The 20193-nt window shown below is 64.5% G+C and carries 20 protein-coding genes; 17 read left to right on the top strand and 3 right to left on the bottom strand.

The window, feature by feature from the left end; all coding sequences use genetic code 11:
* The first annotated feature begins 7 nt into the window (after positions 1 to 7).
* The 6 genes from BN60_RS04740 to acdA all read left to right on the top strand — a co-directional run bounded on the left by BN60_RS04740 (position 8) and on the right by acdA (position 6925).
* Complete coding sequence (locus BN60_RS04740; RefSeq protein ID WP_043284815.1) at positions 8 to 712, top strand: ATP-binding cassette domain-containing protein; 705 nt, start codon at positions 8 to 10, stop codon at positions 710 to 712.
* Positions 713 to 871: 159 nt separating this feature from the next.
* On the top strand, positions 872 to 1963 hold the full coding sequence (locus BN60_RS04735; protein ID WP_020694849.1) for a transglutaminase-like domain-containing protein: 1092 nt from the start codon (positions 872 to 874) through the stop codon (positions 1961 to 1963).
* Positions 1964 to 2035: 72 nt separating this feature from the next.
* A complete protein-coding gene (locus BN60_RS28580) occupies positions 2036 to 3538 on the top strand; it encodes an adenylate/guanylate cyclase domain-containing protein (protein WP_020694848.1) in 1503 nt (500 codons plus the stop codon).
* Positions 3535 to 5109, top strand: a complete 1575-nt coding sequence (locus BN60_RS28575) for an adenylate/guanylate cyclase domain-containing protein (protein ID WP_020694847.1) — start codon at positions 3535 to 3537, stop codon at positions 5107 to 5109. The genes BN60_RS28580 and BN60_RS28575 overlap by 4 nt, the downstream gene beginning before the upstream one ends.
* Positions 5110 to 5128: 19 nt before the next feature.
* The gene (locus BN60_RS04720; RefSeq protein WP_020694846.1) at positions 5129 to 5707 is read left to right on the top strand and encodes a peroxidase-related enzyme; all 579 of its coding nucleotides are present in this window, start codon (positions 5129 to 5131) and stop codon (positions 5705 to 5707) included.
* A 24-nt stretch (positions 5708 to 5731) separates the two neighbouring features.
* Positions 5732 to 6925, top strand: a complete 1194-nt coding sequence (gene acdA / locus BN60_RS04715; RefSeq protein WP_020694845.1) for a 3-sulfinopropanoyl-CoA desulfinase — start codon at positions 5732 to 5734, stop codon at positions 6923 to 6925.
* 16 nt (positions 6926 to 6941) lie between these two features.
* Here acdA and BN60_RS04710 read toward each other — a convergent pair whose 3' ends face one another.
* The 3 genes from BN60_RS04710 to BN60_RS04700 are packed head-to-tail and all read right to left on the bottom strand — an operon-like array spanning position 6942 to position 8548.
* A complete protein-coding gene (locus BN60_RS04710; protein WP_020694844.1) occupies positions 6942 to 7646 on the bottom strand; it encodes a hypothetical protein in 705 nt (234 codons plus the stop codon).
* A 9-nt stretch (positions 7647 to 7655) separates the two neighbouring features.
* A complete protein-coding gene (locus tag BN60_RS04705; RefSeq protein ID WP_020694843.1) occupies positions 7656 to 8051 on the bottom strand; it encodes an Rrf2 family transcriptional regulator in 396 nt (131 codons plus the stop codon).
* A complete protein-coding gene (locus tag BN60_RS04700) occupies positions 8048 to 8548 on the bottom strand; it encodes a GNAT family N-acetyltransferase (RefSeq protein WP_245539810.1) in 501 nt (166 codons plus the stop codon). Before BN60_RS04700 ends, BN60_RS04705 begins: the two co-directional genes overlap by 4 nt.
* On the opposite strand from BN60_RS04700, the gene boxC reads away from it, so the two are divergent.
* The 11 genes from boxC (at position 8547) to BN60_RS04645 (ending at position 20192) form a co-directional block, all read left to right on the top strand.
* The gene (boxC, locus tag BN60_RS04695; RefSeq protein WP_020694841.1) at positions 8547 to 10211 is read left to right on the top strand and encodes a 2,3-epoxybenzoyl-CoA dihydrolase; all 1665 of its coding nucleotides are present in this window, start codon (positions 8547 to 8549) and stop codon (positions 10209 to 10211) included. The two genes, BN60_RS04700 and boxC, sit on opposite strands and share 2 nt — an antisense overlap.
* Before the next feature lie 23 nt (positions 10212 to 10234).
* The gene (gene boxB / locus BN60_RS04690) at positions 10235 to 11653 is read left to right on the top strand and encodes a benzoyl-CoA 2,3-epoxidase subunit BoxB (RefSeq protein ID WP_020694840.1); all 1419 of its coding nucleotides are present in this window, start codon (positions 10235 to 10237) and stop codon (positions 11651 to 11653) included.
* Between the two features lie 144 nt (positions 11654 to 11797).
* Positions 11798 to 12154 (top strand): hypothetical protein, encoded by a 357-nt coding sequence (locus BN60_RS04685; RefSeq protein ID WP_020694839.1) that lies wholly within the window; start codon positions 11798 to 11800, stop codon positions 12152 to 12154.
* Between the two features lie 105 nt (positions 12155 to 12259).
* On the top strand, positions 12260 to 13816 hold the full coding sequence (locus tag BN60_RS04680) for a benzoate-CoA ligase family protein (protein ID WP_020694838.1): 1557 nt from the start codon (positions 12260 to 12262) through the stop codon (positions 13814 to 13816).
* Between the two features lie 253 nt (positions 13817 to 14069).
* Positions 14070 to 14918, top strand: coding sequence for a cache domain-containing protein (locus tag BN60_RS04675; protein WP_043283635.1), 849 nt, complete (start codon positions 14070 to 14072; stop codon positions 14916 to 14918).
* Positions 14915 to 15511: an adenylate/guanylate cyclase domain-containing protein gene (locus tag BN60_RS04670; protein ID WP_043283634.1), complete on the top strand. Its 597-nt coding sequence runs from the start codon at positions 14915 to 14917 to the stop codon at positions 15509 to 15511. The genes BN60_RS04675 and BN60_RS04670 overlap by 4 nt, the downstream gene beginning before the upstream one ends.
* Positions 15512 to 15654: 143 nt before the next feature.
* Positions 15655 to 16770 (top strand): ABC transporter substrate-binding protein, encoded by a 1116-nt coding sequence (locus tag BN60_RS04665; protein WP_083856350.1) that lies wholly within the window; start codon positions 15655 to 15657, stop codon positions 16768 to 16770.
* 75 nt (positions 16771 to 16845) lie between these two features.
* A complete protein-coding gene (locus BN60_RS04660) occupies positions 16846 to 17760 on the top strand; it encodes a branched-chain amino acid ABC transporter permease (protein WP_020694836.1) in 915 nt (304 codons plus the stop codon).
* A 22-nt stretch (positions 17761 to 17782) separates the two neighbouring features.
* A complete protein-coding gene (locus BN60_RS04655) occupies positions 17783 to 18736 on the top strand; it encodes a branched-chain amino acid ABC transporter permease (RefSeq protein WP_020694835.1) in 954 nt (317 codons plus the stop codon).
* Positions 18733 to 19491: an ABC transporter ATP-binding protein gene (locus BN60_RS04650; protein ID WP_020694834.1), complete on the top strand. Its 759-nt coding sequence runs from the start codon at positions 18733 to 18735 to the stop codon at positions 19489 to 19491. The genes BN60_RS04655 and BN60_RS04650 overlap by 4 nt, the downstream gene beginning before the upstream one ends.
* A complete protein-coding gene (locus BN60_RS04645) occupies positions 19491 to 20192 on the top strand; it encodes an ABC transporter ATP-binding protein (RefSeq protein WP_020694833.1) in 702 nt (233 codons plus the stop codon). Before BN60_RS04650 ends, BN60_RS04645 begins: the two co-directional genes overlap by 1 nt.
* Position 20193 lies beyond the last annotated feature (1 nt).

Below are 20193 nucleotides of genomic sequence, written 5' to 3'. Positions count from 1 at the left end.
CGCGACCCTGCTGCAGGTCGACGGCCTCGACCTCTACTATGGCGATGCCCAGGCCCTGGCCGGCGTCTCGCTGACCATTGCGACCGGCGAGATCGTGGCGATCGTCGGCGCCAACGGCGCGGGCAAGAGTTCCCTCATTCGCGCGATCCATGGCATCGAGAGGCCGGCGCAGGGCCAGATCCGTTTCGATGGCCAGGACATCACGGGCTGGCCGTCCTACCGGGTCTGCGAGGTGGGCATCGGCCATGTCGCCGAAGGACGTCAGGTCTTTCCCAATCTGACGGTGCTGGAAAACCTCGAAATGGGCGCGACGCCCCGGCACGCGCGCGCGGCTGAGAAGCAGACACTGGAGAAAGTGTTCACCCTCTTTCCGAGGCTCGCCGAGCGGCGCAAGCAAGCTGCTGGCACTCTCTCCGGCGGCGAGCAGCAGATGCTGGCGATCGGCCGCTGCCTGATGGGCCAACCCCGGCTCATCATGTTCGACGAACCTTCGCTCGGCCTCGCCCCCACGATCGTGCAGGAAGTGTTCCGCATCGTGCGTCGCCTCAACGAGGAGGGCCTCACCATTCTGCTGGTCGAGCAGAATGTCATGGCGTCGCTCAAGATCGCCCATCGCGGTTATGTGCTGGAGAATGGCCGCATCGAGCTCGAAGGGCCGGGCGCAGAGCTGTTGACCAACGACCGCGTGCGTCAGGCCTATCTCGGCCTCTAGGAACGGCGTTGACGGCACCGTCATGGCGCGGCAATCCTTGCCTTTCCGGTACTTGCCGCTGTCGCGTGCGACGCGGGCTTGATCCGGGACGGCCCTGATCTTCCCGACGACGGGAAAGACCATCCTCCCCGGCAACGATTGCCATTGGGAGGAGAGAAGATGAATCGTCGCGACCTTTTGAAGGCCGGCGTCGCCGCTGGCGCGCTGGGCTTGGCGCCGCGCCTGGCCTCGGCACAGGTCGTCACCTATGCGCCTGTTCCCAAGGGCTGGCGCAACTACGTCCTCACCACCAGGGTCGAACCGACAGCGGGTGCCACCAGGGCCTGGATACCGCTGCCCACCTTCGAGGCGGCTGACTGGCAGCGACCGGGCAATGTCACCTGGACCGGCAATGCGCGCATTGCCGAACGCGTGCGCGATCCTAAATATGGCGCGGAGATGCTCCGGGTCGAATGGGCCGCCGATCAGTCGGCGCCCGTGATCGAAGTCACCGCGCAGGTCCAGGCCCAGAATCGCTCGGTCGCGCCGGGCAAAGGTAACGCGCCTGCACTGAACGATGCCGAGCGCAAGCTGAACCTGATGGCGACCACGTTCCTGCCGACCGACGGCATCGTGAAGGAGACGGCCGACGAGATCGTGCGCGGCAAGCAGGGCGACGTCGCCAAGGCGCGCGCGATCTACGACTGGGTGGTCGAAAACACCTTCCGCAATGCCAAGACCCTGGGCTGCGGCGTCGGCGATATCACGACCATGATCAAGACCGGCAACCTGAACGGCAAGTGCGCGGACCTGAATGCGCTCTATGTCGGCCTCGCCCGGTCCGTCGGTTTGCCGGCGCGGGATGTCTATGGCATCCGCGTGATGCCGTCGGAGTTCGGCTTCAAGGCGCTGGGCGCAGGCTCCGAGGTCGTCTCCAAGGCGCAGCACTGCCGCGCCGAGGTTTGGCTCGCGGGCTCCGGCTGGACCCCGGTCGATCCTGCCGACGTGCGCAAGGTGGTCCTTGAGGAGCCCCCGACCAATCTCGCCATGACCGATCCGAAGGTCGTTGCCGCGCGCCGCGCGCTGTTCGGCGCCTGGGAGGGCAACTGGCTCGCCTACAATGTCGCGCACGATCTGAAGCTGCCGGACTCCAAGGAACCGCCGATTGCCTTCCTGATGTACCCGCAGGCCGAGAATCGGTCGGGCTTCCTGGATTCCCTCGATCCCGACAAGTTCCGGTACCGCATCACTGCACGCGAACTGACATCGTAGGGCCTTCTATCCAAAGAGGAGGAAAGCGGTGGGGCCATTCCGCTCGACCGCTTTCCGCCCTATATCGGCGGCATGACCGCCACGACGGATGCGGCGCCGCTTGCGGCGTCGGCCAGCATCGAGCGCCGATACTATGCGGCGATGGCGGTGCCGTTTGCGGTCGACGTGATTTCGGACGCGGTTTACGCTCTGATTCACCAGGCTCCAGAAATCCTGTTCCCGACTCTGGTGATCGCCTCCTGCTTTTTGCTGGTGGGCGTCGGCCTGGGCGCCTGGTGGCTGATCAGGCCAATCATGCGATTCGTGTCGGGCGAGGCCAGCTTCGAGCAAATCGAGCCGCAACTCGCCCGCCTGCCTTACAATTCGGCCATGGTCGTGGGTGTGCTCTACACGCCCATGTTGACCATGCGCGTGCTCTCCCACCAGCTCGGCATCACCTTCGGCGCGACGTTGGAGCCGACCCAGCTGGCGGATGCCTTCGCCACGATCGTGGTCGGCAGCCTGTTCAATGTCGTCCTGACCTACTTCGTCGTCAGTGCCTATTTCGACCGCCTGTGCGAGCATCTGTTTCGAACGCACGGCGTGAACATGGCGACGTTTCACGGCCGCTTTCGCAACAAGGTCGCGCTGGCCATGGTCTTCCTGTCGATTGCAGGCTTGATCCTGCTGGCCGCGGACATTGCAAGCTATTCGGGCGCGCGATTGATACGTGAGGCTACCTCCGATATCGTCCTCACCCTGACCGGCGCTGCCTTCGTCTACTATTGGATCTCCCAGGCGCTGACCCGACCGATCGACCGTCTCGATGGTGGCCTGCGACGGGTCGCCGACGACGACTACACCGTGCGCCTGCCCGTCACGACCAACGACGAACTCGGCCATGCCGCCAGCCGCTTCAACCAGATGGTCGAAGGCCTCGCCGAGCGGGAATACCTGCGCGACACCTTTGGCAAGTACGTGAGCGAAAGCGTGGCGACCGCGATCCTCGGCGACAGCGGACGCAGCGGCCGCACCGTCGATACCACCGCCGAAGCCACGCTGATGTTCACCGACATCGAGGGCTTTACAGGACTTTCGGAAGGCGCCACGCCAACGGAGATCGCGGCCCTTCTCAACACCTATCTCGGCACTGTCGTGCCGGTGATCCAGCGTCATGGCGGCGTGGTGAACAACTTCATCGGCGACGGGTTGTTTGCGAGCTTCAATTTGCCCCTGCCACTCGCCAATCATGCAGCGGCCGCGGTGAACGCCGCTCTCGAAATTCAGCAAGCCCTGGCAGCCACGCCCTTCGCCGGCAAGGCCGGGCTGCGCACCCGTATCGGCATCAACACCGGACAGGTCATCGGCGTCACCATCGGTACCGAAAACCGGCTGAGTTACACTCTGCTGGGCGATGCGGTGAACGTGGCCTCGCGCATCGAACAGCTCAACAAGAAATTCGGCACGACGATCCTGGCGGCCGAGAGTACGGTTCTCGCGGCCAGCGCCGTAGAAGCCTGCGAACGCCTGGGCGTCACGGATGTGCGTGGCCATCGGGGCAACGTCGTCGTCTATCGCGTGGGACCTCCAGCATGAGCGATATCACGGCCACCGCCTTGTCCACCTCGACACCTGTCGCAACTACGACGGCAACACCCGCCGAGATCGCCGCAATCAGCCGTCGCTATTTCTGGATGGCGACGTCGGTGTTCTTCCTCGACCTGTCAATTGTCACGATCTACGCCGTTATCGCCAACACTTGGCGCAACTACCCGATCGTCGTGGGATTCGGCGCCCTCGTTCTGGTCGGCGTCAACTTCCTCGCCATTTCCCGGCTCTTTCAGCCGGTGCGGCGCTATCTCGACGGCGAGATTCCCTTCGAAGAAGTGCAGCGACGGCTGACACAGCTCCCTCTGCTGACGGCACAGCGGGTGTTCGCACTCACCTTCTTCACCTGGGCCGCCCGCCTCTCCTCGCCGTGGTGGGCTGGCCCCTCGGCCTCCAACATTCCAGTGCCGGCGATTGCCGACTTCATCGCGACCTGCGCCGTGCTGATGGTGCTCTACTTCACCTTCACCTACTTCGTCGTCAGCGACTATCTCTCGCAGCTCTGCACCTTCATCTTCCGGCATTACGGCCAAAATCTCGGCCTCTTCTTCGGCCGCTACAGGAACAAGCTGGTCGTCGCGCTGGTCGTCATCTCGATCGGTCCCCTGGCGGCCATCCTGGTCGATCTCTTCTCCTACCAGGGCGATCGCCAGCAAATGGAGATCCTCGTCGACGTCGCTTCGGCCGTCGTCGGCGTCTCGATATCGGCCTTCTACATCAGCCGCTCGCTGCTGCGGCCGCTGCGTACTCTCTCTCAGGCCATGACCAAGGTGAGCAAGGGCGACCTCAGCCAGCGCATTCCCGTCACCTCGAACGACGAGGTGGGCGAGCTCACCGGCCAGTTCAACAACATGATCGAAGGCCTGCGCGAGCGGGAGCGTATCCGCGAGACCTTCGGCCGCTATGTCGACGAAAGCGTCGCCGCCACCATCCTGCGGCGCGAAGGTTCAGGGGTTCTAGCCGGAGAGACCCGCGAGGCGACCGTGCTGTTCAGCGACATCGAAGGCTTCACGACGATTGCCGAGCACCTGCCCCCGGACCAGCTCGTCATTGCCCTGAACGAATATCTTCAGACGGTGCTGGCGCCGATCCGTGCCCATGGCGGCGTGGTCAACACCTTCATCGGCGACGGCCTGTTCGCGTCCTTCAACATGCCGCTGGCCTGCGACGGCCACGCTTCGGCCGCCGTTCGGGCCGCCCTCGACATCCAGCGCGCCGTCGGCAGCCGCACCTTCGGCGACGTCGGCATGTCCTTCGCGACGCGCATCGGCATCAGCACCGGCGGCGTAATCGGCGGCTCGGTCGGCGCCGGCCAGCGCATGAGCTTTACCTTGCTGGGCGATACGGTGAACCTCGCGGCGCGGCTCGAGGAGCTGAACAAGCAGCATGGCACACGGATCCTCGTCTCCGAAAGCACCCGCTCGAACTGCAACGGTGAGTTCTCCTTCAGCCCCTTGGGCAGTGTGGTCGTTCGCGGCCGCAGCGAGCCTGTGGCGATCTTCAGCATCGATCCCGGCGGAACGAGAGGCTATTCCTCACCGCGCCTTGCCAATGCCTGACCCCGCTGGAGATCGATTCATGTCTTCCCCCGCTTCGCTGCCCATCAGCCGTTTCCCCGTTCCCGCCCTGGCCGATCTGCCTGCCGACATTCGCGAGCGGATCGTCGCCGTTCAGGAAAAATCCGGCTTCATTCCCAACGTCTTCCTCGTCCTGGCACACCGGCCGGACGAATTCCGGGCGTTCTTCGCCTATCACGACGCCCTGATGGACAAGCCCGGCAACCTCACCAAGGCCGAGCGCGAAATGATCGTCGTGGCGACGAGCAACGCCAACCAGTGCCAGTATTGCGTCATCGCGCACGGCGCCATCCTGCGTATCCGGGCGAAAAACCCGCTGATCGCCGACCAGGTTGCCATCAATTATCGCAAGGCCGATATCACACCGCGCCAGACCGCGATGCTGGACTTCGCCATGAAGGTGTCGTTCGAAGCCAATACCGTCGGTGACGACGATTTCGCCGCCCTGGCCAAGCACGGCTTCAACGACGATGACGTCTGGGACATCGCCTCGATCGCCTCGTTCTTTGCGCTGTCCAATCGTATGGCGAACGTCACCCGGATGCGTCCGAACGACGAGTTCTATACGCTGGGCCGTTAGTCACTTCTTGCAAAGGCTGTTGCGATGAACGCGTCCGGACTGTCGCCCGATCAGGTGAAACTGCAGGCTCGCGCCCGCGAACTCGCCGCAGGTCCCGTCTCGAAGCGGGCAGCCGAGGTCGATCGCACCGAGCAGTACCCCTGGGACAATGTCGACCTGCTGAAGGACGCCAAGCTGATCGGCATGACGATCCCGCAGCAATATGGTGGCCAGGGCAAGGGCTGGCTCGACGCGGTGCTCGCAATCGAGGCCTTGTCGGCATCCTGCGCCGTGACCGGCCGCATCGCTGTCGAGACCAATATGGGTGCGATCAGCGCGGTCATGGCCTACGGCTCGGACGAGCAGAAGAAGATGGCCGCCGACATGGTGCTGTCGGGCGACAAGCCGGCGATCTGCATCACCGAGCCGGACGCCGGCTCCGACGCCAACGGCATGACCACGCGCGCAGACAAGAAGGGCAACCGCTATGTCCTGAACGGTCGCAAGCACTGGATCACCGGCGGCGGCGTCTCGCGCCTGCACCTGATCTTCGCCAAGGTCTACGATGAGAAAGGCACCTTCGAGGGAATCGGTGGCTTTCTCGCCATTCGCGATGAGACCAAGGGCCTCAAGATCACCAAGCGCGAGCCGACCATGGGTCTGCGCGGCATCCCCGAAGCGGTGATCGACTTCGAAGACATGGACGTCCCGCCCTCTTCGCTGGTGATCCCGCCACGCGGCCTGAAGAAGGGCTTCGCCGACCTGATGAACGCCTACAACAGCCAGCGCGTCGGCGCCGCGACCGTGGCACTGGGCATTGCCCAGGGCGCCTATCAGCTTGCGCTCGACTGGTCGGAAAAGCGCCAGCAGTTCGGCCGGCCGATCAACGAGTTCCAGGGCCTGCAGTGGAAGCTCGCCGACATGTCGATCAAGCTCGCGGCCTCGCAGTCACTGGTCTACGACGCCGCGCGCTCCGGCGAGGGCGGCTTTCCCGACATGCTGATGGCGGCGCAAGCCAAGGTCTTCACCTCGGAAAGCGCCATCCAGGTCGTGAACGAGGCGCTGCAGTTCTTCGGCGCCCGAGGCTATTCGCGCGAGCTGCCGCTGGAACGCATGGCCCGCGATGTGCGCATGTTCACCATCGGTGGCGGCACCGCCGAAGTGCTGCGCAATGTCGTGGCGGGTGCCCTGCTTAAGAAGAAGCTACCGCAGACACGGGACGGCTGGGGCAAGGAATAGGCCTCTCGGCGGCGCGCTACTTCAACGTCGTCGTCGTGGCCCCCCACTTGTCGCCCTGCCGAGTATAGCGCACGCGCTTGCGTTCGTTGCCCTGATCGCCGGACTTGAGACAGGTGGCCGTGAGCGACGAGGCGCTCTCCCAGGCGAGCTGGCACTCGCCCAGGCCGCAGGGAATCGTGGTCTCGATCTCCGCTTTCACGCCATCTTCGGTGGGCCGCAGGATGGCGAGATTGTCCTTGCCGTTCAGCAGGTCGCAAACGCCATAGGCGAAGCGCGCCTTGTCCGGCGACCAGACCGGCGGACCGGGAAGGTCGATCAGCTTGCCGGTCTTGCGCATCACCAGCGTGAAGAGGTGATCTTCATAGAAGACGGTGCGCACGAGGTGGAACGCACCATTCTCATCGTAGTGCTGGTAGATGTAGAAATACATCTCGTCGCCGAACGGACAGTCGGTGAGCGTCACGACCTTGCCGCCCGTGACGGCGATGTAAAGCCTATCCAGATTCCGCCAGACGTCGCGGTTGTTCACCCAGCGCGTCTTTTCCTCGGCCCAGTTCTTCTGGTTGGCGGGCGGCGTATGGCTGGCCCAGTCGCGCCACGTCTCGACCTCGTTCCAATTCTTGGGCGCGCAGGTCGGCGGAGGCTTGCCCGTATCGTTGGCCAGCGCGAAGCCCGGCGAAAGCACCGCGACGGCGAAAAGACATATCCATCGGATCAACATTCCACCCTCTTACATCGGGTGCTTCAACATAGTCTCGAGGCTCACCGAACGCAGCGTCGCTTCGGCAATCTCGTCAATCTCCGTTAGCACGCGCTGCAGGGCACCGCCGATCTCAGTGTCTTCGCCGGGTTCCTTGGCGCGACTGCCGGGGGCCGGCTCGAACAGGGCCACGATATCCATCAGGGTCGTGCGACGGCGATTGCCGATGAAGCGGTAGCCGCCGGCTGCCCCGCGCCCGCCCTGCACCAGCCCCGCCGTCGCCAGCGTGCGCAGGACCTTGGCGAGGTGGTGTGACGAGACGCCGAACCGTTCAGCGAGATCGGCAGCCGAGAGTGTGCGCTGGGGATCGCGCGCCAGTTCGAGCGTCGCGTAGAGGCCGAGCCGAGTTGCCGTCTGCAGTTTCACGGCAATTCCATATCGAGCTGCAAAGATGGCCCCGCGACCATGCCCTGCGCGCGGAAGAAGGAGAGGATCAGATGGTCCTTGCGATCCACCAGGGTGCGCAGCCGCGTCACGCCGGCCTGCCGGAAGCGCGTCGCCAGCGACTCGAACAACGCGCTGCCCACCCCCTTCAGTCGGGTCTTGGGATCGACCTGGATCGCGAACACCCAGCCGGCTGCCGGCTGTCCAAACTCCCAGGCCCGGACCTCGCCAGCGATGAAACCCGCCAGGGCTCGACGATCGGTCTCTGCCACCAGGAAATGACGATCCGGAGCCAGCATATCCTGCCAATAGCCCGGCTTGGAAAGGCCGGTTAGCCGCTCGTCCAGAGCGGAAATAGCCGGCAAATCAGAGGGTTGAGCGGGGCGGATCGTGACCATATCTGAGCGAGCAGAATGCTCTTGCGGCAAGGAAAGTAAATAGGTATTTCCGTACCGAATTACAGAAATAGGGAACGCCATGGCCGAGACCCCGCCCATCGATTTCCGGACCGAGCCCAGCCGCTATCGCCACTGGAAGCTCGCCCTCGAAAACGGCGTCGCCTACCTCACCATGGACGTGAACGAGGATGGCGGGCTGAAGCCAGGCTACAAGCTGAAGCTCAATTCCTACGACCTCGGCGTCGATATCGAGCTGGCCGATGCCGTGCAGCGGCTGCGCTTCGAGCACCCCGAGATCGGCGCCGTCGTCATCCGCTCCCAGCGCGACCGCATCTTCTGCTCCGGCGCCAACATCAACATGCTTGGCCTCTCCACCCACGACCACAAGGTGAACTTCTGCAAGTTCACCAACGAAACGCGGCTCGCCATCGAGGATGCCAGCACGAATTCCGGCCAGACCTACATCTGCTCCATCAACGGCATCGCCGCCGGCGGCGGCTACGAGCTCGCTCTGGCCTGCGAACAGATCCTGCTGGCCGACGATGGATCGAGTGCGGTGTCCCTGCCCGAACTGCCGCTGCTCGCCGTGCTGCCGGGCACCGGCGGCCTGACCCGCCTGGTCGACAAGCGTTTGGTGCGCCGCGATCATGCCGACTTCTTCTGCACCACCGCCGAAGGCCTGCGCGGCAAGCGCGCCAAGGAATGGCGGTTGGTCGACCGGCTCGTGCCGCCATCCAAGCTGGTCGACGAAACGAAGAAGACGGCCGAAGATGTCGCCGCCAAGTCGTCTCGCCCGAAGGACGCCAAGGGCATCGCCCTGCCTGCCATCGAGCGCAGCATCGAAGGCGATACGATCCGCTACGGCCATCTCACCGTCGAGATCGATCGCGAGGGCCGTTCGGCAAAGCTGCGCGTCAACGGCCCTGCCGCGGCACCGCCGGCCGATGCCGCCGCGATCCACGCCCAGGGCGCTGCCTTCTGGCCGCTGGCTCTGGCCCGCGACCTCGACGATGCGATGATGCATCTGCGCCTCAACGAGACCGAGATCGGCACCTGGGTGCTGCAGAGCCAGGGCGATGGGGCGCTGGTCGAAGCCTACGACGCACTGCTGGCCAAGGAGGCGTCGAACTGGCTGGTGCGCGAGATCGTGCTCTATTGGAAGCGCACCCTGAAGCGGCTGGACGTCAGCTCGCGCAGCCTGATAGCACTTATCGAGCCCGGCTCGTGCTTCACCGGCACCCTGTTCGAACTCGTGCTGGCGGCCGACCGCTCCTACATGCTGGACGGCGTTTTCGACGGCTCCAACCTGCCGGCTGCCACGATCCGGCTCACGTCGATGAACTTCGGCCCCTATCCGATGGGCAACGGCCTGACGCGGCTCGCAACGCGCTTCCTGGCCGAGCCTGCCCATGTCGACGAACTCAAAGGCGAGATCGGCGAGGCACTGGACGCCGAAGCCGCCGACGAGGCCGGTCTCGTCACCTTCACGCCCGATGATATCGACTGGGAGGACGAGGTCCGGCTGGCCGTCGAGGAACGTGCCGGCTTCTCGCCCGACGGACTGATCGGCATGGAAGCGAACCTGCGTTTTCCCGGCCCGGAGACGATGGAGACCAAGATCTTCGCCCGCCTCTCGGCCTGGCAGAACTGGATCTTCCAGCGCCCCAATGCCACCGGCCCCGAGGGGGCGCTGAAACTTTACGGCACCGGCAAGCAGAGCAAGTACGACCGCAAGCGCGCCTGAGCGACGCACGCAAGGAGGAACACATGGCCATCGACTACAGCCAGCTCATCCCCAACAACGTCGACCTCTCGAGCGACCGCCGCCTGCAGCGCGCGCTGGAGAACTGGCAGCCGCGCTTCCTCGACTGGTGGAAGGACATGGGGCCGGACGGTACCTCGGCCTTCGACGTCTATCTGCGCACGGCGGTTTCGACGGATACCAACGGTTGGGCCAATTTCGGCTACGTGAAGATGCCGGAATATCGCTGGGGCATCTTCCTGGCCGAACGCGATCAGAACCGTCAGATCGCCTTTGGCGACAACAAGGGCAAACCCGCCTGGCAGGATGTGCCCGGCGAACACCGCTCGACCCTGCGCCGCCTGATCGTCACCCAGGGCGATACGGAGCCCGCCTCGGTCGAGCAGCAGCGGCTGCTCGGCAAGACCGCACCTTCGCTCTATGACCTGCGCAACCTCTTCCAGGTCAATGTCGAGGAAGGCCGCCACCTCTGGGCGATGGTATACTTGCTGCACGCCTATTTCGGGCGCGACGGCCGCGAGGAGGCCGAGGCGATGCTGGAGCGCCATTCGGGCGACCCCGACAAGCCGCGCATCCTCGGCGCCTTCAACGAGGAGACGCCGGACTGGCTCTCCTTCTTCATGTTCACCTTCTTCACCGACCGCGACGGCAAGTATCAGCTCGCGTCGCTGGCCGAATCGGGCTTCGATCCGCTGGCACGCTCCTGCCGCTTCATGCTGACCGAGGAAGCGCACCACATGTTCGTGGGCGAGACCGGCGTCGGCCGTATCATCCAGCGCACCTGCGAGCTGATGAAGGAACACAAGACCGACGATGTCCGCGCGCTCGGCGCCATCGACCTGCCGACCATGCAGAAGTACCTCAACTTCCACTTCTCGGTGTCGCTCGACCTGTTCGGCCAGGAAGCCTCGACCAATGCCGCGAACTACTACACCCAGGGCGTGAAGGGTCGGTACCTCGAGACGCGCATCGACGACGACCATCTCCTGGTCAACGACACCTACGAGATCGAGACCATGGAAGACGGCCGCATCGTCAAGAAGGCGGTACCGGCCCTGCAGGCACTGAACGAACGGTTGCGTCAGGACTATATCGAGGACTGCGCCCGGGGCGTGGTGCGCTGGAACAAGACCATCGAGAAGGTCGGGATCAACTTCGAGATGAAGCTGCCGCACCGTGCCTTCGACCGTCGCATCGGCGCCTTCGCTGGCCAGCGCGTCTCGCCCGACGGCAAGCTGCTCTCCGAAGCCGAGTGGAAGGCCAACGAAAGCAAGTGGTTGCCGACCGACGAAGACCGCGCCTACATCAAGTCGCTGATGGGCCCGGCCGTCACGCAGCCCGGTAAGTTCGCCCACTGGATCGCCCCGCCCGCGCGCGGCATCAACAATCAGCCTGCCGACTTCGAATATGTAAGGTTCAATTAGGGACTGTCTTCGGGACGGGGCCGAGGCGACAGCCCGTCGTCCCGCGGAGCGGCCCTGCCCCATTTCGGCCGGAATCCGCCGTTTTGCACAGGAAACTTCCCTGTGGCCCCAGCGTTATTTGGGGCACAGGAAAGGAGACAGGTAATGCGCAAGCTCAGCATTGCCATCGTGCTCGGCAGCGTCCTCGCGGCGGCGCCGATTTCCGCCGCGATGAGCCAGAGTAGCAATCCCGAGTACACGGTGTTCATCGACCGCAGCGGCAACAAGCCGTTGACCGCGGGCGCGAAGGATACGGTTCGCAAGGCCATCACCGCCTCTAAGTCGCGGACGATCCAGATCCAGGGCCGCGCCGACTATGCCGACGTGGTGAAGAACGAACTTGTACTTCAGGGCGTGTCACCCGACCGGATCAACGTTCACCCGGTCGTGTCCAAGCCCCTGCAGAAGGTTGGCGACGGCATGAGCGATCCGACCGACCGCAAGGTCGTCATCAGCTTCTAACTGGCTGCAAAGTAATGCCGGGCGCTGCCATACACTGGCGGCGCCCGCGCCATTTGGGAGAATCAGCGTCTCGCCATCGGGCCGCGAGTTGCGCTACAGGAAGCCATGGCTCTCCCTCCCGGCATCGCCTTTTCGCCCGACCACAAGGTCTCCCTGCCTTCGAGGTTCAACGTCGCCGTGCCGTTTATCGACCGGCATCTCGGCGAAGGCCGCGGCGCCAAGGCCGCGATCAGGACGCGCCAGGAAACCGTGACCTATGCCGAGCTGGCCGAGCGGGTGAACCGTGCGGGAAATGCACTCCTGGCGGCAGGGCTCAAACCGGCCGACCGGCTGCTCATGGTCGTGAAGGACTGTCCGGCGTTCTTCTATCTGTTCTGGGGAGCCATCAAGGCCGGCATCGTGCCGGTGCCGCCCAACACGCTGCTGCGCGCCGACGACTATGCCTACATGATCGAGGACTCGAGCTGTGGGCTCGTCGTCTATTCGAGCGAGTTCGCAGGCGAGATCGAACCCGCGTTGAAGCAGCTCGGCGCGAAGACGCCGCGCGCAATGACCGTGGATGCCTTTGCCGCGGAGATGGCCAAGGCATCGCCCAACCTCGACGCGCGCCCTGCAGCGCCGACCGACGATTGCTTCTGGCTCTACTCCTCCGGCTCGACCGGCCGGCCGAAGGGCGCCGTCCACGCCCAGCGCGACATGGTGGTGACAAGCGAGCTCTACGGCGTGCGCGTGTTGGGCGTCACCGAGCCGGACATCTGCTACTCCGCCGCCAAGCTCTTCTTCGCCTACGGTCAGGGCAATGCCATGACCTTCCCGCTGTGGGTCGGCGGCACGGCGGTGCTCGACGACCGGCGCCCGACGCCGGACACGACCTTCGAGATGATCGAGACCTTCAAGCCGACCATCTACTACGGCGTCCCTACGCTCTATGCTGCCCAGCTCGCGGCTCTCGAAAACGCGTCGCGCGATCTTTCCTCGGTGCGCGCCTGCGTCTCGGCGGGCGAGGCGCTGCCGGCCGACATGTTCCGCCGCTGGCAGGAGAAGACCGGCACGGTGATCCTGGACGGAATCGGCTCCACCGAGGCGCTGCATATCTTCGTCGGCAACCGGCTGGGCGATTATCGCCCGGGCACCAGCGGCAAGCCTGTGCCCGGCTACGAGGTGCGCATCCTCGACGAGAACGGCGCCGCCGTTGCCCAGGGCGAGAGCGGGCGGCTGTGGATCCGTTCCGAGTCGACCGCGAAGTACTACTGGAACAAGCCGGAGAAGACCGCCGAGACCATGGTCGACGGCTGGCTGAATACCGGCGACACCTACCGGCAGGACGATGCCGGCTACTTCATCTACGAAGGCCGCAGCGACGACATGCTGAAAGTCGGCGGCATCTGGTGCTCGCCGGTCGAGATCGAGAACTGCCTGGTCGGTCACCCCGCAGTGCTCGAAGCAGCGGTAGTGGGCCATGCCGACGACGAAGCGCTGATCAAGCCCAAGGCCATCGTGGTATTGAAACACCCCGGAACCGACAGCGCCAAGCTAACCGACGAGCTGATGGCTCACTGTAAGAAAACATTGGCTCCGTACAAGTACCCGCGCTGGGTCGAATACGTTCCGGAGCTGCCGAAGACGGCAACCGGCAAGATCCAACGCTTCAAGCTCAGGTGACATCGGCGACGGTGATCCGCAGGTTCGAGGTGAAGGATCTCCACGCCAGCTAGCCATCTCGCTGGCAACAGGCTTCGCCGGGGCGACGCCTCGCACTTCTATCGCGATCCACGCCTGATAGGTCACTTTCGACAATCGCGAGCAATGGTCCGCCTTCGCCGTAGGCACGCTGGCAGCGGTACCTCAGGCCGTCGCGTTCGTCGTCCTGCCTGTCGACGGCCAACCGTCGACTTTCGCGCGAACCGATCGACGTATGCTTCCGGAGCGTCGCGAGAACATCCCCGGGGCCGATCAGCTCCTGGAGCGCGCCCGGACGATGGAGGGGCCGGGCTGGGGCAAGCCGATGTGGATCGAGGTGCTGGGAGAAACAATTCTGCCGATCATCGTGCCGATCCGCGTGCACGGCGAATTTCGGGGGCTCGTGGGCGCTGCGATCAGGGCCACCGACCTCTCTCGCTTCCTGGTCGATCTCCAGCTGCCCGACGAGCGTACGCCCTTCATCCTGTTCGACCACGACAAGATCCTGGCGCACCCCTTCCTGGCACAGCCCGAGGGCATCGCCCTGCAACGCGCCCGAGGACGGCCTTCCACCCTGGCCGAGGTCGACGACCCGGTGCTGGCGTCGATATGGGCGCCCGATCAACGGCAAATCGACTGGACGAACGACCGAACGCCTTTCATGGCGCACTGGAACTGGGTCAACGACAACAGCTTCGCCTGGTTCTATCGCCAGGTCGGCGAGTATGCGCCCGCCGATCTGACCGTCGGCTACTACGCGCCCGGCCGGGAGTCGGCCTGGGCACGTTGGATCGTACGCGGCATCCTGATCGCCGGCGTCCTGCTCATGCTGTTCACGGCCATTGTCGCCGTCCTGTTGGGCCGGCGGCTGGCGCGGCCGATCCTGGCCCTGGCCGATGCCGCCCGTGCCGTCGAACGGCTGGAGTTCGACAGGATGCCGGAACTGGGCAGCAGCCGCGTGCGTGAGCTCAGCCTCGCCAATCGCGCTTTCGAGCGCATGGCGCGTGGATTGCGACTGTCGGCCACCTATCTCCCCCGCGCCCTCGTTGCCCACCTCACGGCCCAGACGGGGCTTTGCCGGTGAGCGAGGATCGCGTCATCACCGTGATGTTCTGCGACCTCGAAGGCTACTCCGCCTATTCCAACGGCCGGCCTGCGACGGAAGCGGCATCCTACCTGAACGATCTGTTGGCCTGCGTCGGCCCTGCCATCGAGGCGAATGGCGGGACGATCGACAAGTACATCGGCGACGGGCTGATGGCATTTTGGGGCGCACCGGAACAGCGGTCGGACCATGGCTGGGCCGCCTGCCACGGTGCCCTCACCGTCGCCCGCGAAGTCGAGGCGTTCAACGCCGAACGCCGGAAGCTTGGATTGCATGCTTGCCGCATGCGGATCGGCCTGCACACCGGCAAAGTCCTGGTGGGCAATATCGGCTTCGCCGGCCGCGTCGACTACACGGCGATCGGAGAGGCCGTGAACGTCGCCTTTCGCCTGGAACAATTTGGCCGCAACGTTCCGGGGCCCGACGAGGTACGGATCGTGGTCAGCGCAAGTTGCCGGCAGGCGGCGCAGGCCGGATTCCACTGGATGCCGCTCGACGGCGGCCCGGCCGGCGTCGCCACCGAAGGCGCCCTGCCCCTTTCCCTGCTACGCGGCCCGGTGACGGTTCAATAAGCCGTTGTTGCTGGCTGGGTTTTCCGCTTCTATAGCGCCCAAGGAAATTGGGGTTCACAGGGAGAACTAGCGTGAAAAGCAAATTGTTTGGCGCCGCAACAATTGCGGCGCTGGCGACCGTTGCCGCTGGCGCCCTGCCGGCGATGGCCCAGAGCCCGATCAAGATCGGATTCGTGAGCACCTTCTCCGGCCCGCAGGCTGCGATCGGCGAGGACATGCGCCGCTCGGTCGAACTGGCCAAGGAACATCTCGGCGGCAAGATGGGCGGCAAGCCTTTCGAGATCGTCTACGAGGATGACCAGTTCAAGCCGGACGTCGGCAAGCAGAAATCCGAGAAGCTCGTCCAGCAGGACAAGGTGAACTTCGTCACCGGCTACATCTGGTCGAACGTGCTGCTGGCCTCGCTCAAGACAGTGACCGACGAAGGCGACACGATCCTGATCTCGGCCAATGCCGGGCCATCGCAGATCGCGGGCGACCTCTGCAACAAGAACTTCTTCTCGACCTCATGGCAGAACGACCAGACGCCGATGGCGATGGGCGAATACCTGCAGAGCAAGGGCGTGAAGAGCCTCTATCTGATGGCGGGCAACTACGCGGCCGGCAAGGACATGCTCGCGGGCGTGAAGCGCACCTTCAAGGGCCAGATCATCGGTGAGGATCTCACCAAGTGGCCGGACCAGCTCGACTTCTCTGCCGAGCTCGCCAAGATCCGCGCCGCCAAGCCGGACGGCATCTTCATCTTCTACCCGGGCGCGCACGGCGTTCAGTTCCTGACGCAGTACGCTCAGGCGGGCCTCAAGGGCCAGATCCCGCTCTATCAGGTGTTCTCGATCGACGCGATCACGCTGCCGCTGCAGAAGGAGCTGGCACTCGGCACTCTGGGGGCACAGGAGTGGGTGAACGACCTGCCGAACGACGCCAACAAAAAGTACGTCGCCGACTTCAAGAAGAAGCACGGCGTCTACCCGTCCTACTACGGCGCCCAGAGCTACGACGCGATCATGCTGATCGCCTCGGCGGCCGAGGCCCTCAAGGGTGATCTGTCGAACAAGGACAAGGTCCGTGCCGAGATGAAGAAGGCGAACTTCAAGTCGGTGCGCGGCGACTTCAAGTTCAACACCAACCAGTTCCCGATCCAGAACTTCTACATCCAGGAAGCCGTCAAGGATCCGGAAGGCATGATGACGGTGAAGACGATCGCCACTGCGATGAAGGATGCCAAGGATCCGTTCTACGAAAAGTGCCCAATGAAGTAGAGCTGGCAGGACGAGTACCGACGGGAGCGCGCACACCGCGCTCCCGTTTCGTTTGAAGGGGATGAGCTAGGGGACATGGACTACCTGCTGCTTCAGATGCTGAACGGCATGCAGCTCGGCCTGCTGATGTTCCTGCTCGCCGCCGGGCTGACCTTGACTTTCGGCATCATGGATCTCGTCAACCTGGCGCACGGCTCGCTCTACATGATGGGTGCCTATATCGCATGGACGACGATCAGCTGGACGGACTCCTTCGTCCTGGGCGCGCTGCTGGCGCTGCCGGCCATCTTCGTCCTGGGCCTCATCGTCGAAGCGGTCGTGGCGCGGCGGCTCTATGCCCGCAACCATCTCGACCAGGTGCTGGCGACCTTTGGACTGATCCTGTTCTTCAATGAACTGGTGCGCGTCATCTGGGGGCCGGCCGGCAAGAGCATCGCCGTGCCCACCTTCCTGAACCATACGGTCGAGATCCTGCCCGGCGTGCCCTACCCTGCCTATCGCTTCGCCATCATCGTTGTCGGCGCGGCAGTCGCCATCCTGCTGGCCTGGCTGGTGGCGCGCACGCGAATCGGCATGCTGATCCGTGCCGGCGCCTCCAACCGGCGCATGATCGGCGCTCTGGGCGTGAACATCGAACTGCTCTTCAGCCTGGTATTCGGTCTGGGCGCGGTGTTCGCCGGTCTGGCCGGGTTGATGGCCGCCCCCATCACCTCGGTGAAGATCGGCATGGGCGACGACATCCTGATCCTCGCCTTCGTGATCATCGTCATCGGCGGTATCGGCTCGATCAAGGGCGCGTTCATCGCGGCCATGGTGGTCGGCCAGATCGACATCGTCGGCCGCGCTTTCCTGCCCGATCTGCTGAAGACATTCCTGAGCGCCAGCGCCGCCTCGAGCGCCGCGCCGGCGATCTCGCAGGTGCTGGTCTATGTCGTGATGGCGGGCGTGCTGGTCTGGCGGCCGACCGGCCTGTTCGGACAGCGGACGTGAGCGGCGCCTCGTGATAGCCGCCTTGCGTACACCGCGCGGGCTCATCACCGCGCTCGTCCTGCTGATCCTAGCGGTGCTGCCGCTGCTGACCCAGGCTTTGGACCAGCGCTATCTGTTGTCGATCGGCACGCGCATCGTCATCTGGTCCATCGCCGCCGTCAGCCTCAACATGATCCTGGGCTATGGCGGCCTGGTGAGCTTCGGCCATGCCGTCTTCTTCGGCATCGGCGGCTATGCCGTCGGCATCCTATCGGTTCATGGCATATCGAGCGGCTGGATCCAGTGGCCGGTGGCGCTGATTGCCGCAACGCTGTGGGCCGCCTTGATCGGCGCCCTGTCGCTCCGGACGCGCGGCCTCTACTTCATCATGATCACCCTGGCCTTCGCGCAGCTCGTCTACTATGTCGGTGGCGGCCTCGAAGCCTACGGCGCCGACGACGGCCTCAACATCAGCCGCAGCCGCTTTCCCGGCCTGGTCGACTTGCGCGACAAGGCGTCCTTCTACTGGCTCTGCTTCGCGGCTCTCTGCGGTACCCTTTGGTTCTGCAGCCGCTTCGCCAATTCGCGCTTCGGCCACGTAATCCGCGGCGCCAAGTCGAACGACCTGCGCATGACGGCGCTGGGCTTCCCTGTGTTCCGCTATCGCCTCGTGGCCTTCACTCTCTCCGGCGCCTTTGGCGGACTGGCCGGCATTCTGCTCGCCAACGAAGGCGCCTATATCTCGCCCGCCATGATGTCGTGGGTGAAGTCGGGCGATCTCATCGTCATCGTCGTGCTGGGCGGCATGGGCACGCTGTTCGGCCCGCTGTTCGGCACCATTGCCTTCTTCGTTTTGGAAGAGTCGCTGCCGCATCTGCTCGACCTCTTCAACAAGGGATGGGGCGAATACTGGCAGATCGTGTTCGGCCCACTGCTGATCCTAGTCGCGCTCTATGCACGCGGCGGCATCGACTCGCTGTTGGGGCGGCGCTCATGAGCACGCCATTGCTCAGCGCGGACCGTCTCGTGAAGCGCTTCGGCGGCCTGCTGGCCACCGACAATGTCTCGATCGACGTCGTGCCCGGTGAAATCCATGCCCTGATCGGCCCCAACGGCGCGGGAAAAACGACGCTGGTCGGCCAGCTTACCGGCAACATCACGCCGGACTCCGGCACGATCCGATTCGCAGGGCAGGACATCACACACCTGCCGACACACAAGCGCGTGCACCTAGGCTTGGCGCGCTCCTTCCAGATCACCTCGGTGCTGCGCGAGTTCACCGCGCTGGAGAATGTAGCGCTGGCCGTGCAGGCCCACGCCGGTCACTCCTTCCGCTTCCTGGCCGATGCACGCAACGATGAACGCCTGCGCGGCCCGGCCCGCCGCGGCCTGGAAGATGTGGGCCTCGGTGACCGTGCGAACACACTGGCGGCGGCCCTCAGCCATGGCGAGCAGCGCCAGCTCGAGATCGCCATGGCCCTCGCGGGCGATCCGTCGCTGCTGCTCCTCGACGAGCCGATGGCGGGCATGGGCGTCGAGGAGAGCCAGCACATGATCGGCTTTCTGCGCGCCCTGAAGAGCAAGCGTGCGATGCTGTTGATCGAGCACGACATGGATGCCGTCTTCCAGCTCGCCGATCGCATCACCGTGCTGGTCTATGGCCGGGCCATCGCCAGCGGCACGCCGGCCGAAATCCGTGCCAACGAGGACGTACGCCATGCCTATCTCGGCGACGACGGAATGGTAGCCTGATGCTCCGGGTCTGCGACCTCGAAGCTTTCTACGGCCCCAGCCAGGCGCTGTTCGGCATGGAGCTGAGCATCAATGCCGGCGAGGTCGTGACCCTGATGGGGCGCAACGGCATGGGCAAGACGACCACCGTGCACGCCATCATGGGCCTCATGCCGGCGCGGCGCGGCGTCGTCGAGTTCGAGGGCCGGCGTGTCGATCAGCTTCCGTCCTTCCGCATTGCCCGGCTGGGCTTCGGCCTGGTGCCGGAGGGACGGCAGATCTTCCCCAACCTCTCGGTTCGCGAGAATCTGATCGCCGCCAGCGCAAACCGCACCGGCCGGCCGAGCCCATGGACGATCGAACGCGTCTTCGAGTTCTTTCCCCGGCTTGGCGAGCGCCAGCGCAACATGGGCAACCAGCTCTCGGGCGGCGAGCAGCAGATGCTGGCGATCGGCCGCGCGCTGATGACCAATCCCAAGCTGCTGATCCTGGACGAAGCTACCGAAGGCCTGGCGCCGTTGATCCGGCAGGAAATCTGGTCCTGCCTCGGCCGGCTGAAGGGCGAAGGCCAGGCGATCCTGGTGATCGACAAGAATGTCGGCGCTCTGATCGCTCTCGCCGACCGCCACCACATCGTGGAAAAAGGCCGTGTCGTTTGGAGCGGAACGTCGCAGGCGCTGGCCGGCGACAGGGACTTGCAACATAGGTATCTAGGCGTCTGAT

Source organism: Reyranella massiliensis 521 (assembly GCF_000312425.1).
In the GTDB taxonomy this organism is placed as follows: Bacteria; Pseudomonadota; Alphaproteobacteria; order Reyranellales; family Reyranellaceae; genus Reyranella; species Reyranella massiliensis.
The sequence above is the reverse complement of the archived record's forward strand: the minus strand, read 5'-3'. Positions and strand labels throughout refer to the sequence as shown.